At 72.5% G+C, this 16,457-nt stretch carries 18 protein-coding genes; 8 read left to right on the top strand and 10 right to left on the bottom strand.

The features are described 5' to 3' along the window. Positions 1-23 precede the first annotated feature (23 nt). Together ACIHFE_RS05935 and ACIHFE_RS05930 are read left to right on the top strand one after the other, a co-directional pair. Positions 24-980: a ribonucleotide-diphosphate reductase subunit beta gene (locus ACIHFE_RS05935; RefSeq protein WP_400105015.1), complete on the top strand. Its 957-nt coding sequence runs from the start codon at positions 24-26 to the stop codon at positions 978-980. A 97-nt stretch (positions 981-1,077) separates the two neighbouring features. Next, positions 1,078-1,428 (top strand): YciI family protein, encoded by a 351-nt coding sequence (locus ACIHFE_RS05930; protein WP_400104583.1) that lies wholly within the window; start codon positions 1,078-1,080, stop codon positions 1,426-1,428. Between the two features lie 27 nt (positions 1,429-1,455). On the opposite strand, the gene def is transcribed toward ACIHFE_RS05930, so the two are convergent. From def to ACIHFE_RS05890, 8 genes are all read right to left on the bottom strand, one after another. Then, positions 1,456-2,085 carry a peptide deformylase gene (def, locus tag ACIHFE_RS05925; protein ID WP_400104582.1) on the bottom strand — a complete coding sequence of 210 codons (630 nt, stop codon included), beginning with the start codon at positions 2,083-2,085 and terminating at the stop codon, positions 1,456-1,458. Positions 2,086-2,174: 89 nt separating this feature from the next. Continuing rightward, a complete protein-coding gene (locus ACIHFE_RS05920) occupies positions 2,175-3,161 on the bottom strand; it encodes a tetratricopeptide repeat protein (protein WP_400104581.1) in 987 nt (328 codons plus the stop codon). A gap of 315 nt (positions 3,162-3,476) precedes the next feature. Continuing rightward, positions 3,477-4,781 carry an HD-GYP domain-containing protein gene (locus ACIHFE_RS05915; protein WP_400104580.1) on the bottom strand — a complete coding sequence of 435 codons (1,305 nt, stop codon included), beginning with the start codon at positions 4,779-4,781 and terminating at the stop codon, positions 3,477-3,479. Next, positions 4,778-6,121, bottom strand: coding sequence for an HD-GYP domain-containing protein (locus ACIHFE_RS05910; protein ID WP_400104579.1), 1,344 nt, complete (start codon positions 6,119-6,121; stop codon positions 4,778-4,780). The genes ACIHFE_RS05915 and ACIHFE_RS05910 overlap by 4 nt, the downstream gene beginning before the upstream one ends. A 176-nt stretch (positions 6,122-6,297) precedes the next feature. Then, entirely contained in the window at positions 6,298-6,624 is a 327-nt protein-coding gene (rsrA, locus tag ACIHFE_RS05905) for a mycothiol system anti-sigma-R factor (RefSeq protein ID WP_400104578.1), read from the bottom strand. Beyond that, a complete protein-coding gene (locus ACIHFE_RS05900) occupies positions 6,621-7,307 on the bottom strand; it encodes a sigma-70 family RNA polymerase sigma factor (RefSeq protein WP_400105014.1) in 687 nt (228 codons plus the stop codon). The genes rsrA and ACIHFE_RS05900 overlap by 4 nt, the downstream gene beginning before the upstream one ends. Positions 7,308-7,586: 279 nt before the next feature. Then, on the bottom strand, positions 7,587-8,210 hold the full coding sequence (locus tag ACIHFE_RS05895; protein WP_400104577.1) for an alpha/beta family hydrolase: 624 nt from the start codon (positions 8,208-8,210) through the stop codon (positions 7,587-7,589). 31 nt (positions 8,211-8,241) lie between these two features. Next, positions 8,242-9,060: an SOS response-associated peptidase gene (locus ACIHFE_RS05890; RefSeq protein ID WP_400104576.1), complete on the bottom strand. Its 819-nt coding sequence runs from the start codon at positions 9,058-9,060 to the stop codon at positions 8,242-8,244. A gap of 161 nt (positions 9,061-9,221) precedes the next feature. Here ACIHFE_RS05890 and ACIHFE_RS05885 point away from each other — a divergent pair, with 161 nt between their 5' ends. The 4 genes from ACIHFE_RS05885 to ACIHFE_RS05870 all read left to right on the top strand — a co-directional run bounded on the left by ACIHFE_RS05885 (position 9,222) and on the right by ACIHFE_RS05870 (position 12,745). After that, on the top strand, positions 9,222-9,932 hold the full coding sequence (locus ACIHFE_RS05885) for a M50 family metallopeptidase (protein WP_400104575.1): 711 nt from the start codon (positions 9,222-9,224) through the stop codon (positions 9,930-9,932). Between the two features lie 29 nt (positions 9,933-9,961). Continuing rightward, positions 9,962-11,308: a 3-phosphoshikimate 1-carboxyvinyltransferase gene (gene aroA, locus ACIHFE_RS05880; RefSeq protein ID WP_400104574.1), complete on the top strand. Its 1,347-nt coding sequence runs from the start codon at positions 9,962-9,964 to the stop codon at positions 11,306-11,308. A gap of 16 nt (positions 11,309-11,324) precedes the next feature. Further along, positions 11,325-12,332 (top strand): ribosome small subunit-dependent GTPase A, encoded by a 1,008-nt coding sequence (rsgA, locus tag ACIHFE_RS05875; RefSeq protein ID WP_400104573.1) that lies wholly within the window; start codon positions 11,325-11,327, stop codon positions 12,330-12,332. Between the two features lie 89 nt (positions 12,333-12,421). After that, on the top strand, positions 12,422-12,745 hold the full coding sequence (locus tag ACIHFE_RS05870) for a DMT family transporter (protein WP_400104572.1): 324 nt from the start codon (positions 12,422-12,424) through the stop codon (positions 12,743-12,745). Positions 12,746-12,752: 7 nt separating this feature from the next. Here the strand turns inward: ACIHFE_RS05870 and ACIHFE_RS05865 are convergent, their stop codons facing one another. Beyond that, entirely contained in the window at positions 12,753-13,364 is a 612-nt protein-coding gene (locus tag ACIHFE_RS05865) for a TetR/AcrR family transcriptional regulator (protein ID WP_400104571.1), read from the bottom strand. Positions 13,365-13,500: 136 nt separating this feature from the next. Here ACIHFE_RS05865 and hisN point away from each other — a divergent pair, with 136 nt between their 5' ends. After that, positions 13,501-14,295, top strand: coding sequence for a histidinol-phosphatase (gene hisN, locus ACIHFE_RS05860; RefSeq protein WP_400104570.1), 795 nt, complete (start codon positions 13,501-13,503; stop codon positions 14,293-14,295). 158 nt (positions 14,296-14,453) lie between these two features. Next, complete coding sequence (locus ACIHFE_RS05855) at positions 14,454-14,849, top strand: cyclic nucleotide-binding/CBS domain-containing protein (protein WP_400104569.1); 396 nt, start codon at positions 14,454-14,456, stop codon at positions 14,847-14,849. Between the two features lie 78 nt (positions 14,850-14,927). On the opposite strand, the gene ACIHFE_RS05850 is transcribed toward ACIHFE_RS05855, so the two are convergent. After that, positions 14,928-16,400: a catalase gene (locus ACIHFE_RS05850; protein WP_400104568.1), complete on the bottom strand. Its 1,473-nt coding sequence runs from the start codon at positions 16,398-16,400 to the stop codon at positions 14,928-14,930. Positions 16,401-16,457 lie beyond the last annotated feature (57 nt).

Genomic DNA, 16,457 nt, shown 5'->3' with positions numbered 1-16,457 from the left:
GCTTCGAGCTGACGCTGCGCCCGATGCGGTACCCGGACTTCTACGACCGCTACCGCGACGCGATCAAGAACACCTGGACCGTGGAGGAGGTCGACCTCCACTCGGACGTGGCCGACCTCGCCAAGCTCTCGCCGGGCGAGCAGCACATGATCGGACGGCTGGTGGCCTTCTTCGCCACCGGTGACTCCATCGTGGCCAACAACCTGGTGCTCACCCTCTACAAGCACATCAACTCCCCCGAAGCGCGGCTGTACCTGTCGCGGCAGCTCTTCGAGGAGGCGGTGCACGTCCAGTTCTACTTGACGCTGCTGGACACCTACCTGCCCGACCCCGAGGAGCGGACGGCCGCCTTCGCCGCGGTGGAGAACATCCCCTCCATCCGCGACAAGGCCCAGTTCTGCTTCAAGTGGATCAACGAGGTCGAGAAGCTGGAGCGCCTGGAGACCAAGGCCGACCGCCGCCGTTTCCTGCTCAACCTGATCTGCTTCGCGGCCTGCATCGAGGGGCTGTTCTTCTACGGCGCCTTCGCCTATGTGTACTGGTTCCGCAGCCGCGGCCTGCTGCACGGCCTGGCCACCGGCACCAACTGGGTGTTCCGTGACGAGACCATGCATATGAACTTCGCGTTCGAGGTCGTGGACACCGTCCGCCAGGAGGAGCCCGACCTCTTCGACGAGGAGCTCCAGCAGCAGGTCACCGACATGCTCAAGGAGGCCGTCGAGGCCGAGCTGCAGTTCGGCCAGGACCTGTGCGGCGACGGACTGCCGGGCATGAACACCGAGTCCATGCGCGAGTACCTGCAGTGCGTGGCCGACCAGCGGCTGCAGCGGCTGGGCTTCCCGGCCGTCTACGGCTCGGAGAACCCGTTCTCCTTCATGGAGCTGCAGAACGTCCAGGAGCTGACCAACTTCTTCGAGCGGCGCGCCTCGGCCTACCAGATCGCCGTGGAGGGCTCGGTCGCCTTCGACGACGACTTCTAAAGACGCGCAGCGGATAGGCGTGCGGCAGGGCCGCCGGGTGGTGAATGCTGTCCGGCGGTCCTGCCGTTTTCCCATTCCCCGAGGGGTGTATCCGCCGATGCGAGTGATGATGCTGGTCAAGGCGAACGAGGAGTCCGAGGCCGGACGGCTGCCCAGCGCGCAGCAGTTCGCGGAGATGGGCCGGTTCAACGACGAGATGGCCAAGGCGGGGGTGCTGCTGTCGGCGGACGGCCTGCGCCCGTCCTCGGACGGGGCCAGGGTGGTGTTCGCCGCCGGCGGGCACAGCGTGATCGCCGGCCCGTTCCCGGAGACGGAGGACCTGGTGGCCGGCTACTGGGTCATCGAGGTCGCCTCGATGGACGAGGCGACGGACTGGGCGACCCGGATTCCCTTCCGGGAAGGGGTCGTTGAGCTCCGGCCGGTGATGGAGGCGGCCGAGCTGGGGTGAGCCGGTGCCGGCTCACCCCCGGTGGGGTCAGTCGTTCGCGACGACCGGGTAGCGCGGGGTGCCCTCCGACATCTGCTTCAGCGCGTCCTTGCGGTCCCGCTTGGACAGCCGGTCGATGTAGAGGTAGCCGTAGAGGTGGTCGGTCTCGTGCTGGAGGCAGCGGGCGAAGTAACCCGTGCCCTGCACCACGATCGGCTTGCCGTTCATGTCCTGGCCGCTCACCACCGCGTAGTCGGGGCGGGCCAGCTCGGCGTAGGCGGTGGGCACCGACAGGCAGCCCTCGTTGGACTCGTCCAGCACCCGCTGCTCGGCGGGGAGCTCCTCCAGGACCGGGTTGCAGACATGGCCGACGTGCCGGACGCCCTCGTCATCCTGGCAGTCGTAGACGAAGACCTTGAGGTCCACACCGATCTGGTTGGCCGCCAGGCCCACCCCCTCGGCGGTGCGCTGGCTGGCGAACATGTCGTCGATCAGCTTGGCCAGCTTGTCGTCGAACTCGGTGACGTCCTGGCACTCCTTGTGCAGCACCGGGTTGCCGACGACGGTGATCGGACGGGAGGTCCCGCGCTCCCGGTGCGCCCGCTCGCGCTCCTCCGCGTCCGTCACGTCATCGAAGAACTCGATGCTCTCCGTCTGCTCGGTCTCTTGCTGCGCCATGGCCGCCGTATGCCTCTCTCACAACCCGAAAGCACTATGTTGCCCAAATCCACTGGGCCTCTACAGGGTACGGGTGCCGGCCCGCCGCCTCAGCAGACCTCTTCCAGATCACGCCACTCACGGGTGTCGGGACTGTCCGCGACCCAGCCGTCCAGCAGACCGCGCACCAGCCCGGCGGGCGCCGCGATGCCGCACTCGCGCTCGGGCACCCACAGCAGGCCGGAGCCGGCGGTGCGGTGGCCCAGCGGGCCGGGGTGGCCGGGCTCGCTGTGGTCATGCGGGTCCAGGTGCTCGCCGTCGCCCTCGTCGCTGGGCATCCGGCTCTCCGAGCAGGTGCGGCACAGCAGCCGCACCGAGGAGGACCAGTCCTCGGCGGCGAAGCCCGCGTCGGCCGCCAGCCGCTCCAGGGCGTCCCGGTCCGACTCGGTGGCGGCCTCCAGCAGCACCACCCAGGTGGGCACCGGCGAGGGCGCCCACAGCTCGATCTCGTCGAAGACCGGGTAGGACGGCCCGGCCGCGGTCACCCGCTCGCCGTGCGGGACGCCGTCGTGCAACACCACCTCGCCCCAGCGGCGGCCGGAGGAGGGCAGCGGGATGGAGAGCACCTCCATCCGCGCCGGGTCCAGTCTGCGGCCCCAGACCACCTCGGCCTCGCCCTCGGGGGAGAGCCGCACGGCCGCACTGCCCAGCTCCATGCCCACCGGCTCACCGGCCGGGCTGCCCTCGCCGGGCACCTTCAGGCCGTACGCCTGCCAAGCGCGGCGGGCCAGCGGCCAGTCCTGCAGGGCGGTGGCGGCGATGCCCACGTTCCACCAGTCGGGAGCGCCCGCCTCACGGTCCAGCAGCGCCACGGCCCGCAGGCCGGCGGCCCGGGCCTGCTCCCAGTCATGCCGGAACTTGTGCAGCAGTGCGAGGTTGAACCACGACTCGGACAGCCATGGCTCCATGTCGGCGGCGCGCGTCAGCAGCGCGCCCGCGTCCTCGTACCGGCCGTCGCCGATCAGAGTGAAGGCGCGGTCGGTGGCCTGCCGCCACGAGGCGGAAGGCCGGTGCCGTACCCTGCCGAAGATCCTCACGATGCCCGCCTGCTGATTTCTCGACGTTCCGCGTGCACCCACGCCGGATGGCCCAGGTGACGGGCGCCGTCCTCCCCGACGGCCGTCCGCCACGCCTCATCTCCCACGACCCGGCCGGTACACCGGGCCGCCGCTGCGGGGGGCGGTGCCCACCACGCCTTCTTGCCGATGACGGCGCCCACGACACCCCCCGATCCCGCATTCCCGTCTTGCTCTTCGTCACTCTGCTTCTCTTCGCATCCAACCATGCCCCTTCGGACGCCCGCTCATTACCCGTGGGTTAGCCGTGCTACTCCGGATCCACCGGCGCGTCCCTCAGTGCGGGAAGCACTCCCTCAGCTCGGGCTCCCCCCGGGCGAGTACCCGCGCGAGCGCCTCCACCACCCGGGGCTCGTGGTCGTACGCCGTCGCCCGGCGAAGCCGCTCCAGCGCGCGGCGCGGGCCGCACGCCCCGGTGGCGGCCAGATCCTCGTAGGCGTTGACGGTCCGAACGATGCGAGCCGCCAGCGGCGCCTCCCGGTACGGGTCCGCCTGGTGCTCCACCACCTGGGCAACCTCGGCGGGCACCCCGGTCTGCCGCACCACGGCGCCGCTCAGCCGGGCGATGCGGCGGCGCTCCTCGGCCGGCAGCGGCTCGGTGGCTCCGGCGGGCACCGGGTCGACGAGTGAGAGCTGGCCGACGTCGTGCATCAGCGCCGCGTACTCGACCACGGTGAGCTCGCCCTGCGACAGGCCGAGCTCCCGGCCGACGGCCCGGCTGAGGGCGGCTACGCGCCCCGCGTGACCGGCCGGGGTGCAGCCGGCGATCTCGGTGGCCCGGGCCAGCGAGGTCACCGTCTGCCGGCGGGTGGCCGGCGCCGGCTCGCCCAGCCGCGCGGACAGCTGGATGACCAGCAGCGGCAGGGCGCACACCGGCAGCGCCCACAGTCCGGCCACCCCGGGCGCCAGCGCGGTGACCACGGCGGTGGCGCAGACCGCGATGCCGATGCCGGGCAGGGCGCGCAGCCGCTCGCCCAGCGCCGCCGCATAGCCGCCGCCCCGCCGCGACCGGTCCAGCGCGGCGGCCAGCAGCGCGTCGCACAGCATGGTCAGCGCCAGCAGGAGCAGCAGCGCCGGGGCGTGGTACGGGCCGTAGCCGGGCCGGTGGGCGAGCGCGCCCAGATGGTGCAGCGCCTGGCAGCACAGGGCGGCGAAGGCGGAATGCAGCACCCGGCGGGCCAGCCGGTCCGCCGCGATGGACCGGGCCGGCGGGTGGCGCCGTCCTCGACGGGTGGCGGCCGGCCGGCCCGCGGCGCCGGCCAGGGTGGCGCCCAGCACCACCGCGACCACCTGGGGCACGCCCTGGGTGGCCGGGTCACCGCCGACCCCGTCCAGCAGGGCGTAGGCGATGGAACCGGCCGCGCTCACCGGGGCAGTGCCCGCCACTTCCCGGCCGGCCCCCGGCGCGTCACCGGCGGGCGGCCGGCGCCGCACCGCCTCGCCCAGCGCGATCAGCAGGCCGTAGGCGAGGGCGACCCGGGGCTGGGCCAGGCCGTGCCAGGCGGTCCAGGCCAGGGCCGGCAGGGCGCAGGCCCCGGCGGCCGCGTGCACCCAGCGCGCCGGGCCGGGCGGGGGGCTCATACCGCGCCGCCCGGGTGGGCGGGACGGTGCTCGGGCTCGGGTAAGGGCTCGGGAAGGCGGTCGGGGAGGTGATCAGGAGGGACGTTTCGGCGGCGCGGAACTGCGGTTTCGCCCGGCTCCGCCGGCACCTCGGGGTGCCAGCCATGCCGGTCCAGGGCGCGGGAGAGGGCGTCCACCATCCGCGGGTCGAACTGCGATCCGGCGCACCGCCGCAGCTCGGCCAGGGCGGCCGGGACCGGGCGGGCCCGGCTGTAGGAGCGGGTGGAGGTCATCGCGTCAAAGGCATCGGCGACCGCCACCACCTTGGCCGCCTCCGGGATTTGACGGTCCGTCAGGCCCAGCGGGTAGCCGCTGCCGTCCAGCCGCTCATGGTGGTGCAGGATGGCCGCCCGGGCCTCGGCCAGGAAGCCGATGCCGCGCACCATCTCATGGCCGTACTGGGGATGGAGCTGGACCACCCGCCGCTCCTCCGGGGTCAGCGGGCCGTCCTTGCGCAGCAGCCGGGTGGGCACCCCCAGCTTGCCGACGTCATGCAGAGTGCCGGCGAAACGCAGCGCCTCCAGCCGCTCACCCGCCACCCCCAGCTCCCGGGCGATCAGCACCGAGGCCCGGCCGACCCGCTCGCTGTGCCCCCGGGTGTAGTGGTCCTTGAGGTCCACCGCCTGCACCAGGGCCCGGATGGCGGCTTGGTGGGCGGCGCGCTCCCGGCGGCAGCGGTCGAGGAACCAGGAGCAGACGCACACCGGCGGCAGGGCCAGCAGCGCGCCGGGCGGGCCATAGGCGCTGTGCCACAGCACGGCGGTGAGCAGGGCGGTGGGGCCGTACACCAGCGCGGGCACCAGCACCTCGCGCGGCAGCCCGCGCCAGGCGGCCCGCACCGGGCGGTGCTCGGCGGCGGTCCGGATGGCCGCGTCCAGCACGGCCACCACCAGGAACAGGGTGAGAGCGCCGGCCAGCGCGGGCAGCAGGGCCCCGGGCAGCCGGGCGGTCCGCAGCGGGGCGCACAGCCGGGCGGCGGCCGCGGTGGCCAGCGCGTACATGGCCGCCCGCCAGCTCCGGCGCGCCCAGCGGGGCGGGCCGGTCACCCGGGCGGTGAGCGCCAGCGGCCAGGCCAGCAGCGCCGCGGCGGCCGGCGGGAGCAGAAAGGCCCCGGTGAGCAGGGCCGGCGGGGTCAGGGAGCAGCGGGGCAGCCGTTCACCGAGCGCACAGAGCGCCGCGAGCAGTGCCACCGTCGCCCAGGGGGTGTGCCGTCCGGCGCAGACGGCGGGTGCGCCGCAGGCCACGGCGGCCGGCACGGCGCAGGCGATACCGGCACGCGCCGCTGCCGGAAGTGCCCCCATCAGGTGTCCTCCCCGTTCCGCCCCGGGCCCGCCCGTGCTCGAACACGGCGGCCGGGCCTGCCATCAGGAAGGGGAGAATAGGCCGACGGCCGCCTGGTGGCGGCCGCATCTGCCGGTGGAGCCGTCCGTTCGGGTGATGTTCGGGGGGCGGACGGTTAGGGCCGGGACGGGAGGGATCAGTCGCGCGGCAGGCCGCGCGCCTCGGCGGCCCTGGCCTCGGCGATCACATCCTGCTCGGGCACCGCCTGGCCGGTCCGGATCAGCTGGATCCGGTCCATCACCTTGGCGCGCAGATCGGCGGGCACATCGTCATGGCCGCAGCAGCGCTTGACGAGCTTCTTGACCGCCTTCTCCAGGCCGTACTTCTCCAGGCACGGATTGCACTCGTCGATATGCACCTCGAACTTGGCGCAGTCCCCGTCGGGCATCTCGCGGTCGAGAAACTCGTAGAGGTGGTTGAGGACTTCAGAGCAGTCCGTCTCGTGCGGCTCTCCGCAGCTCATGAGTCCGAGCCTTTCCGATTGTGCGACGCGTCGGAACCGTTCGGCGCGGCGGGGGCCCCGGCGGGGACCAGGCCGCGCTCGCGGGCGTAGTCCTCCAGCAGCCCGCGCAGCTGCCTGCGGCCCCGGTGCAGCCGGGACATCACCGTGCCGATGGGGGTACCCATGATGTCCGCGATCTCCTTGTAGGCAAAGCCCTCGACGTCCGCGAGGTAGACCGCTATGCGGAACTCCTCGGGAATGGCCTGAAGGGCCGCCTTGACATCGGAGTCGGGCAGGTGGTCGAGCGCCTGGGACTCGGCGGAACGCAGACCCTGCGACATATGGGACTCGGCACGCGCCAGCTGCCAGTCCTCGATCTCCTCGGACCCGCTGCGCAGCGGCTCACGCTGCTTCTTGCGGTACGAGTTGATAAAGGTGTTGGTCAGGATGCGGTAGAGCCAGGCCTTGAGGTTGGTGCCCTCACGGAACTGGTGGAACGACGCGTATGCCTTCGCATACGTCTCCTGCACCAGGTCCTCCGCGTCCGCGGGATTGCGCGTCATGCGCAGCGCGGCGGAGTACATCTGGTCGAGGTAGGTCAGCGCATCGCGCTCGAAGCGGGCATTGCGCTCCGCCACGCTCTCGGCAGCCTGCGGCTCCGGGCTGTCGTTCGTCCCCGCGTCGGTGCCGGCGACCGGACCCACCTCCTCCAGCTTCGTGGCGGGCCCCGTGACGGGCTCGCTCGATTCGGAGAATAGACGACGATCCGCCCGGCCCGCCGCTCCAGCCGCGGCCGCCCGGGGCAGCCCGGTCACCGGCCATCCGGCGTCGGCCGAGGAGGGGCGGGACAGGCAGGCGATCGAACCCATTGCGGGGGACTCCCATTCCTTTGTCATGTGCCAGGGCCTTGACGTTGTACGAGTGCGTCAACGCGAGGGCCCTGCGGCGCATTCCCGGGGGTCCCGCGCGGTTGCGGGCGGCCCTCAGAGCGTGCCGAGCCACGCCTGAACGGCGTCCACGATCACGGCCAGCGCATCCTCCTGGCTGATGCCGGCCTTCTTCGGCACGGCGAAGCCATGATCGCCGTACGGCACCTCGACCGGCCGGGTGCCGGCCGGGAACTCCTCCGGCCGTCCGAACGGATCCCGGGCCCCCTGCACCACCAAGGTCGGCACCCCCGCCGAGACCAGCTCCTCCGCACGCGACTTCTCCGGCTTCCCCGGCGGATGCAGCGGAAAGCTCAGCGCCAGCACGGCGCGCGCCCCCAGCCCATCGGCCGTCCGGCAGGCCACCCGCGCCCCCGCACTCCGCCCGCCGGCCACCACCGGCAGCCCCGGCGCGGCCAGCGCGGGCCATAGCGCGCACCAGGCCTCGTCCAGCACGCGCGGCGCCGGCGCCACCTTGCGCCCGGCCACCCGCCAGGGCTGTTCGACCAGGGCGACGCTCACCCCGTGCGCGGGCAGCGCAGCGGCCAGCGCCGCCAGGTCCCGGGCCTCGATGCCGCCGCCCGCGCCATGCCCCAGGGCGAGCACCAGCCCGGGCCGTGCGGCGCGGTGCCAGTGGATCCGGGCTTCGCCCCCGGGGGTGTCGACTCTCTCCACGCTCATGGGGGACATCATGGCGGCCGGGAGCCGGCGGTCAGAACAGCGTCGCCTCCTCCGGCGCGGGCAGCTCCGCCGGCAACTCCGGCCCGTTGTTGCGCACATCGCTGACCGCCGTGGCCACCGGATAGGCCCGCAGCAGGCCGGCGGGCGGCGGGGCGAGCAGCGGGCGCAGCCGCTCGGGGTCGGTGCACGCCGGATCCAGCCAGGCCGCCCACCGGTCGGGGGTGAGGAACAGCGGCATCCGCGGGTGGATCTCGGCCAGTGAGCGCGGGCCGCCCTCATATGGCTCGCCCGCAAAGGGCTCGGTGTCCGCCTCGGTGGTGATCACCGAGCAGGTCGCCCACCAGGCGGCCGGGTGGTCGTCGGGCAGCGTACGGTCGCGCCAGAACTCGAACAGCCCGGCCAGGGCCATCACCGAGCCATCGGCGGGGGTGACGAAGTAGGGCTGCTTGCGCGGCCGCTTGCGCCGGCCCTTCTCCTCCAGCTCCCGTTCCTGGGCCCCGGTGACCCACTCGTAGTAGCCGTCGGCCGGCAGCAGACAGCGCCGCTGCTCAAAGGCCCGCCGGTAGGACGGCTTCTCATGCACCGTCTCCGCTCTGGCGTTGATCATCCGGGCGGCGCCCTCCGGTGACTTGGCCCAGGAGGGCACCAGGCCCCAGCGCAGGGTGCGCAGTTGTCGCACCGGGCGGGGATCCTGGGATCCCTTCAGCGGGCGTTCGAGGACGGCGTGCACCTGCTTGGTGGGGGCCACGTTCCAGTCGGGCGCCAGGGCCTCCTCCGGCTCCCACTTCTCGACCTCGAAGAGCCCGGCCAGATCCTCCGGCCGCCTGCTCGACGCGTACCGCCCGCACATCCGTGGACCGCCCCTTCGCTCACGCCTCGTACGCCCATGCTGCCTCAGCGGCCCCGGCCGTGGGGAACCATCGGCCGGTATCGGCCGTCCCTCAGCACGGCGAAGCGCCATAAAGCACCGAGCGTCACCGAGCACCACCACAGCAGGGAGAGCGGCCACCGATGGACACCAATGCCACCGATCTCTGGGACCGCGTCTTCGGCACCCAGCCCGCGCCCTCGCACTGGACGGTGATCGTCACCGGGCTGGTCGCCCTGCTGGCCGTGCTCCCGCGTCCGGTCTGGCGGCTGACCCGCAACGCGGTCACCATCGCGCACGAGGGCGGCCACGCCCTGGTGGCTCTGGTCAGCGGACGCCGGCTGGACGGGATACGGCTGCACTCGGACACCTCGGGCCTGACCGTCTCCCGCGGCCGGCCCACCGGCCTCGGCATGATCCTGACCGCGGCCGCCGGCTACACCGCGCCCTCACTGCTCGGCCTGGCCGGGGCCGCGCTGCTGGCGGCGGGGCACAGCACAGCGCTGCTGTGGGGCGCCGCCGGGCTGCTGGCCGCGATGCTGGTGATGATCCGCAACGCCTACGGGGTGCTCACCGTGCTGCTGGCCGGGGCCGCCTTCGTCCTGGTCTCCTGGAAGGCCGGCTCCGAGGTGCAGGGCATGTTCGCCTATGGCGTGGTGTGGTTCCTGCTGCTGGGCGGGGTGCGCCCGGTGTTCGAGCTGCAGCACAAGCGCCGGTACCGGGGTGCCGGTGACTCCGACGCCGACCAGCTGGCCCGGCTGACCCGGACGCCGGCGACGCTGTGGCTGCTGCTGTTCCATGTGGTCACCCTGGCCTCACTGGCAGCCGGCGGGCGCTGGCTGCTCGGAGTGTGAGCCGGAAACGAGCCACTAAGGTTGAGGGCATGACCGAGAGCCCCGCGCACACCGACCTCTGGCCCGCCCCGACCGCCACCTCAGCCGTCGACGCGACCGTCACCGTGCCCGGCTCCAAGTCGGTCACCAACCGAGGACTGGTGCTGGCCGCCCTGGCCGCCGAGCCCGGCTGGCTGCGCCGCCCGCTGCGTTCCCGCGACACCCTGCTGATGGCCGAGGCGCTGCGCGCCATGGGCGTCGGCATCGAGGAGGGCGTGGGCCCGGACGGCACCGGCGAGGCCTGGCGGGTGATCCCCGCCCATCCGCACGGCCCGGCCACCGTGGATGTGGGCAACGCCGGCACCGTGATGCGCTTCCTGCCTCCGGTCGCCGCGCTGGCCGACGGCCCCATCCGCTTCGACGGCGATCCGCGCAGCTATGAGCGCCCGCTGCACGGGGTGATCGACGCGCTGCGCGCGCTGGGCGCCCGGATCGACGACAACGACCGGGGCGCGCTGCCGATGACGGTGCACGGCGCGGGGGCGCTGGATGGCGGCCCGGTGGAGATCGACGCCTCCTCCTCGTCCCAGTTCGTCAGCGCCCTGCTGCTGTCCGGGCCGCGCTTCAACCAGGGTGTGGAGGTGCGCCACACCGGCGCCGTGCTGCCCTCGATGCCGCACATCCGGATGACGGTGGACATGCTGCGGGCCGCCGGCGCCCAGGTGGACACCCCGGAGTCGGGCGGCGAGCCCAATGTCTGGCGGGTCTCCCCCAGCGCCCTGCTGGGCCGTGACCTGGTGGTCGAGCCCGATCTGTCCAATGCCGCGCCCTTCCTGGCCGCCGCCCTGGTCACCGGTGGCCGGGTCACCATCCCGGACTGGCCCGGGCACACCACCCAGCCCGGTGACGCGCTGCGCGAGATCTTCACCGCCATGGGCGGTTCCTGTGAGCTCACCGACGCCGGGCTGACCTTCACCGGCACCGGCCGGATCACCGGCCTCGACGCCGATCTGCACGAGGTCGGCGAGCTGACCCCGGTGATCGCGGCGGTGGCGGCGCTGGCCGACTCGGAGTCCGAGCTGCGCGGCATCGCCCATCTGCGGCTGCATGAGACGGACCGGCTGGCCGCGCTGGCCAAGGAGATCAACGAGCTGGGCGGCGATGTCACCGAGACCGCCGACGGGCTGCGCATCCGCCCGCGCCCGCTGCACGGCGGCGTCTTCCACACCTATGAGGACCACCGGCTGGCCACCGCGGCCGCCGTGATCGGCCTGGCCGTGCCCGGCGTTCAGGTGGAGAACGTGGCCACCACCGCCAAGACGCTCCCGGACTTCCCGGAGCTGTGGAACGCGATGCTCGGATCCGTCGCGGGGGCGACGGCGGTCCCGAGAGTCTGAGAGAGCTGGACCAGCCATGCGCCGCTACGGCAAGCACACCGACGAGGACGACGTCCGGGTCCGCCCCAACCGCAAGGGCACCCGACCCCGCACCAGCATCCGCCCCAAGCACGAGGACGCCGCCGAGGGCTTTGTCCTCACCGTGGACCGGGGCCGGCTGACGGTCCTGGTCGAGGACCGCACCGTACTGGCCATGAAGGCCCGCGAACTGGGCCGCAAGGGCGTGGTGGTCGGTGACCGGGTCGCCGTGGTGGGCGACCTCAGCGGGGACAAGGACACCCTGGCCCGGATCGTCCGGGTGGAGGAGCGCCGCTCGGTGCTGCGCCGGACCGCCGATGACACCGACCCCTTCGAGCGGGTGGTGGTGGCCAACGCCGATCAGCTGGCCATCGTCACCGCCCTGGCCGACCCGGAGCCGCGCCCCCGGCTGATCGACCGCTGCCTGGTGGCCGCCTATGACGCCGGGCTGGAGCCGCTGCTGGTGCTCACCAAGTCGGACCTGGCGCCGGCCGATCGGCTGCTGGAGTCCTACGGGACGCTGGGCGTGCCCCATGTGGTGACCAGCCGTCAGGAACTGGCGGACGGGGACGCCGCCGAGCAGGTGCGCGAGCGACTGCGCGGGCGGATCACCGCCTTTGTCGGCCACTCCGGGGTGGGCAAGACCACCCTGGTCAACCATCTGGTGCCGGAGCGGCAGCGGGCCACCGGCCATGTCAACGCGGTCACCGGCCGGGGCCGGCACACCACCACCTCGGCCCTGGCCCTGCCGCTGCCCGCCGGTAACGGCTGGGTGATCGACACCCCGGGCGTGCGGTCCTTCGGCCTCAACCACATCGATCCCTCCCGGGTCATCCACGCCTTCCCCGACCTGGAGCCGGGCACCGAAGGCTGCCCCCGGGCGTGCAGTCACGACGAGCCGGACTGCGCGCTGGACCAGTGGGTGACGGACGGCCATGCCGATCCGCAGCGGCTGTACTCCCTGCGCCGGCTGCTGGCCACCCGCGAACGGCGCGAAGGCGACTGATCGCCTACGTTTGCGAATGACCGCCAGCGGCAAGTCCAACAAACACACCGGTGACGCACGGGGCGGTCAAGGACGCGGGAGGCGATCGGATGGCGTGGCTGCTGGTGGTGGTCGCCGGACTGCTGGAAACCGGCTTCGCCGTCTGCCTCAAGCTCTCGCACGGCTTCACCCGGCTGTGGCCCACCATCGCCTTCGCCTGCTTCGCCCTGGGCAGCTTCGGCCTGCTGACGCTCTCGCTGAGGAAGCTGGACGTGGGGCCGGCGTACGCGGTGTGGACGGGCATCGGCGCGGCCGGCACCGCCATCTACGGCATGGTCTTCCTGGGCGACCTGGTCTCCGCCCTGAAGCTGGTCTCCATCACGCTGGTGATCCTGGGCGTGATCGGGCTGCAGCTGTCCGGCTCGGCGCACTGACCGGCCGTCAGACCGCCAGCAGCTCCCGCACCACACCCGCCACCCGCTCCCCGGCCTCCGCGTCCGAGGGGCCCGGCGCCACCACATAGGACAGCGTCATCCGCACGGCCGCCTCACAGGCCTCCCGCACCCGCTGCGCGTCGTGCTCCGCGCCGCCCACCACGGCCGTCGCACTGGCGCAGACGCGCTCCAGCATGGCCCCGGGCGACGGCGCCGCACGGGTGCCGGGGCCCGGGGCCGCCCGGGGCGCGGGCACCGCGGGTGCCGCCTGGGCCGGCAGCCGTTCGCCACGGCAGCCGGTGAGCGCGGCGCGGACCAGCGCGTTGGTACGGGCGGAGCGCAGCGTCCACTCCGCCAGGGCCGCCAGGCACGCCCCGGGGTCGTCCGGCCGCCGGTCCGCGGCCTCGGCCAGCGACCGGTCCACCCCGGCCAGGAAGGTCTCCGCCTCGCGCCGGACCAGCGCCCTGGCCAGGCCGTCCTTGCTGCCGAACTCGTTGTAGAGGGTCTGCCGGGAGACCCCGGCGGCGGCCGCCACATCGACCATCCGGACCCCGCTCCAGGGCCGGGTCCCGAGCGCCGTGAAGGCCGCGTCCAGTAAGAGATCTCTTGCCGCGGGCATCGTCGCCTCCCCGGCCGTACGGCCGACGACAGTGGACGACCAGTTGATGCCACAGAATTGACGCCCTGCCAGACGGTGTCAAGAGCCCCAGCGGGCCGCGCGTACTCGGGCCATGGCCACGGGTAATGTTCCCAGCATGTCCGACTACCACGATGATCTGCGACTGGCTCACGTCCTCGCGGACGCCGCCGATGCGGCCACCATGGACCGGTTCAAGGCCCTCGATCTCAAGGTCGAGACCAAACCGGACATGACCCCGGTGAGCGAGGCGGACAAGGCCGCCGAGGAGCTGATTCGCAGTCAGCTGCAGCGGGCACGGCCGCGTGACGCCATACTGGGCGAGGAGTTCGGCAGCGAGGGCACCGGCCCGCGTCGCTGGGTGGTCGATCCGATCGACGGCACCAAGAACTACGTCCGCGGGGTGCCGGTCTGGGCCACCCTGATCTCGCTGATGGTGCAGGGCGAGGGCGGCTTCCACCCGGTCGTCGGCGTGGTGTCGGCCCCGGCGCTGGGCCGCCGCTGGTGGGCGGCGAAGGACTCCGGCGCGTACACCGGCCGCAGCCTGATGTCGGCCAGCCGCCTGCAGGCATCCCGGGTGGCGCGCATCCAGGACGCCTCCTTCGCCTACTCCTCGCTGTCCGGCTGGGAGGAGCGCGGGATGCTCCCGGGCTTCCTGGATCTGACCCGGGACTGCTGGCGCACCCGTGGTTACGGTGACTTCTGGCCGTACATGATGGTCGCCGAGGGCTCGGTGGACATCTGCGCGGAACCGGAGCTCTCGCTGTGGGACATGGCCGCCAATGTGGTCATCGTGGAGGAGGCCGGGGGCCGGTTCACCGGTCTGGACGGCCGCCCGGGCCCGCACAGCGGCAACGCGGCCGCCTCGAACGGCCTGCTCCACGACGAACTGCTGGGCTATCTCACCCGCTGATCCACCGGGGCGTGCGGCGCCGAAGGACCCTGGCCGTTCCTCCCCCGCACGCCCCTTGCCCGCCTTCGGCCGTTGTGTGACGATGAGGACCCGCCACACTTGTGAACTTGTGAATACATCAGGGGAGTTCACGGTCCATCAAGGAGGTGGCTTCGTCCATGCTCGTCCAAGACGCCATGAGCACGGTGGTCCTCACCGTCGGCCCCGCCCACACCCTGCGGCAGGCGGCCCTGCTGATGTCCGTACGCGGGGTCGGCGCGGCGGTGGTCCTCGACCCGGACGCCGGCGGGCCCGGCATTCTGACCGAGCGCGACATCCTCAACTCACTGGGCGCCGGCCAGGATCCGGACCGGGAGCGGGTGCATGACCACACCACCACCGAGGTGGTCTTCGCCGCCCCCGGCTGGACCCTTCAGGAGGCCGCCACCGCCATGGCCTCCGGCGGCTTCCGGCATCTGATCGTGCTGGACGGGCGGGAGGCGGTGGGCGTGGTGTCGGTGCGCGACATCATCCGCTGCTGGGCCCCCGCGCCGGAGCGCAGCCTGGCCCGGTGACGCACCGGCCCGGTGAAGGCCGAAGAGGCCGGAGCCCCATGGCGTCCGGCCTCTTCGGTGGGTACGGCAGGCGGTGGGTCAGCCACGCAGGGCCTGGACCGCGGCCTCCAGCCGCTTGCCGTAGTCGGGGTCGGCCTGGCGGAAGTTGTTGATCGCCCGCTCGGCGATCTCGTCCCGCGAGACCTTGGCGATAAAGCCCGCCAGGTTGTTGATCAGACGCTCCTTCTCCGCCTCCGACATCAGCCGGTAGAGGTTGCCGGCCTGGACGAAGTCGTTGTCCTCGGCATGCACCGGGGCGGCGGTCTCGCCCGTGGCGCCGGTCACCGCGATCGGCTGCCACAGCGGGCGGTCGGTCTGCACCGGGCCGCCGAAGCTGTTGGGCTCGTAGTTCTTGGCCTTGCCATGCCGGCCGTCATAGGCGTAGCCGTCCCGGTTGTTGGTGCGGGCCACGGTGGCGTGCGGGCGGTTGACCGGCAGGTGATCGCCGTTGATGCCCACCCGGTAGCGGTGCGCGTCGCCGTAGGCGAACAGCCGGCCCTGGAGCATCTTGTCCGGGGACGGGCCGATGCCGGGCACAAAGTGGGCCGGCGAGAAGATCGACTGCTCGACCTCCGCGAAGATGTTCTCCGGGTTGCGGTTGAGCTCCAGCCTGCCGATCTCGATCGGCGGGTAGTCCTCGTGCGGCCACACCTTGGTGAGGTCGAAGGGGTTGAAGCGGTAGGCCGCCGCGTCGGCCGCGGGCATGATCTGCACCTGCACGGTCCAGGACGGGAAGTCACCGCGCTCGATGGACTCGCGCAGGTCGCGCTGGTGGCTGTCCGGGTCCTCGCCGGCCAGCTTGTTGGCCTCGGCCTGGGTGAGGTTCTTGATGCCCTGGTCGGTCTTGAAGTGGTACTTGACCCAGAAGACCTCGCCGGCCTCGTTGTTCCACTGATAGGTGTGCGAGCCGTAGCCGTTCATATGGCGGTACGAGGCGGGGATGCCCCGGTCGCCGAACAGCCAGGTCACCTGGTGGGTGGACTCCGGCGAAAGACCCCAGAAGTCCCAGACGTTGTCCGCCTCCTGGGAGCCGGTGTAGGGGTCGCGCTTCTGGGTGTGGATGAAGTCCGGGAACTTGATGGCGTCCTTGATGAAGAACACCGGGGTGTTGTTGCCGACGAGGTCGTAGTTGCCCTCCTCGGTGTAGAACTTCAGCGCGAAGCCGCGCGGGTCGCGCACCGCGTCCGCGGAACCGAGGTTGCCCGCCACGGTGGAGAAGCGCAGAAACGTCTCGGTCTGCTTGCCCACCTCGGAGAGGAACTTCGCCCGGGTCCACCGGGTGACATCCGCGGTCACCGTGAAGGTGCCGTATGCGCCGGCGCCGCGGGCGTGCACCACCCGCTCCGGGATGCGCTCACGGTTGAAGTGCGCGAGCTTCTCCAGCAGCAGCTGGTCCTGGACCAGAACGGGGCCGCCGATGCCCGCGGTCTCGCTGTTCTGGTTGTCCGCCACCGGAGCCCCGGACTCCGTGGTCAGCGGACCCGTCGTGGTGGCCTCGCCCTGAACCGACACGTGCGACCTCCGTAGATCTCGTCCCGACTCCCGTCCGGAGCCGAGCTCGATCCTACA

The sequence above is a fragment of the Streptomyces sp. NPDC052396 genome (assembly GCF_044593195.1).
Lineage (GTDB): Bacteria > Actinomycetota > Actinomycetes > Streptomycetales > Streptomycetaceae > Streptomyces.
The sequence above is the reverse complement of the archived record's forward strand: the minus strand, read 5'-3'. Positions and strand labels throughout refer to the sequence as shown.

What these genes read in the sequence shown, in the direction of transcription:
- ACIHFE_RS05935 (WP_400105015.1), top strand. Translation starts at nt 24, where the DNA reads ATGCGGTACCCGGACTTCTACGACCGCTACCGCGACGCGATCAAGAAC.
- ACIHFE_RS05930 (WP_400104583.1), top strand. Translation starts at nt 1,078, where the DNA reads ATGCGAGTGATGATGCTGGTCAAGGCGAACGAGGAGTCCGAGGCCGGA.
- def (WP_400104582.1), bottom strand. Translation starts at nt 2,085, where the DNA reads ATGGCGCAGCAAGAGACCGAGCAGACGGAGAGCATCGAGTTCTTCGAT.
- ACIHFE_RS05915 (WP_400104580.1), bottom strand. Translation starts at nt 4,781, where the DNA reads ATGAGCCCCCCGCCCGGCCCGGCGCGCTGGGTGCACGCGGCCGCCGGG.
- ACIHFE_RS05910 (WP_400104579.1), bottom strand. Translation starts at nt 6,121, where the DNA reads ATGGGGGCACTTCCGGCAGCGGCGCGTGCCGGTATCGCCTGCGCCGTG.
- rsrA (WP_400104578.1), bottom strand. Translation starts at nt 6,624, where the DNA reads ATGAGCTGCGGAGAGCCGCACGAGACGGACTGCTCTGAAGTCCTCAAC.
- ACIHFE_RS05895 (WP_400104577.1), bottom strand. Translation starts at nt 8,210, where the DNA reads ATGAGCGTGGAGAGAGTCGACACCCCCGGGGGCGAAGCCCGGATCCAC.
- ACIHFE_RS05890 (WP_400104576.1), bottom strand. Translation starts at nt 9,060, where the DNA reads ATGTGCGGGCGGTACGCGTCGAGCAGGCGGCCGGAGGATCTGGCCGGG.
- ACIHFE_RS05885 (WP_400104575.1), top strand. Translation starts at nt 9,222, where the DNA reads ATGGACACCAATGCCACCGATCTCTGGGACCGCGTCTTCGGCACCCAG.
- aroA (WP_400104574.1), top strand. Translation starts at nt 9,962, where the DNA reads ATGACCGAGAGCCCCGCGCACACCGACCTCTGGCCCGCCCCGACCGCC.
- rsgA (WP_400104573.1), top strand. Translation starts at nt 11,325, where the DNA reads ATGCGCCGCTACGGCAAGCACACCGACGAGGACGACGTCCGGGTCCGC.
- ACIHFE_RS05870 (WP_400104572.1), top strand. Translation starts at nt 12,422, where the DNA reads ATGGCGTGGCTGCTGGTGGTGGTCGCCGGACTGCTGGAAACCGGCTTC.
- ACIHFE_RS05865 (WP_400104571.1), bottom strand. Translation starts at nt 13,364, where the DNA reads ATGCCCGCGGCAAGAGATCTCTTACTGGACGCGGCCTTCACGGCGCTC.
- hisN (WP_400104570.1), top strand. Translation starts at nt 13,501, where the DNA reads ATGTCCGACTACCACGATGATCTGCGACTGGCTCACGTCCTCGCGGAC.
- ACIHFE_RS05855 (WP_400104569.1), top strand. Translation starts at nt 14,454, where the DNA reads ATGCTCGTCCAAGACGCCATGAGCACGGTGGTCCTCACCGTCGGCCCC.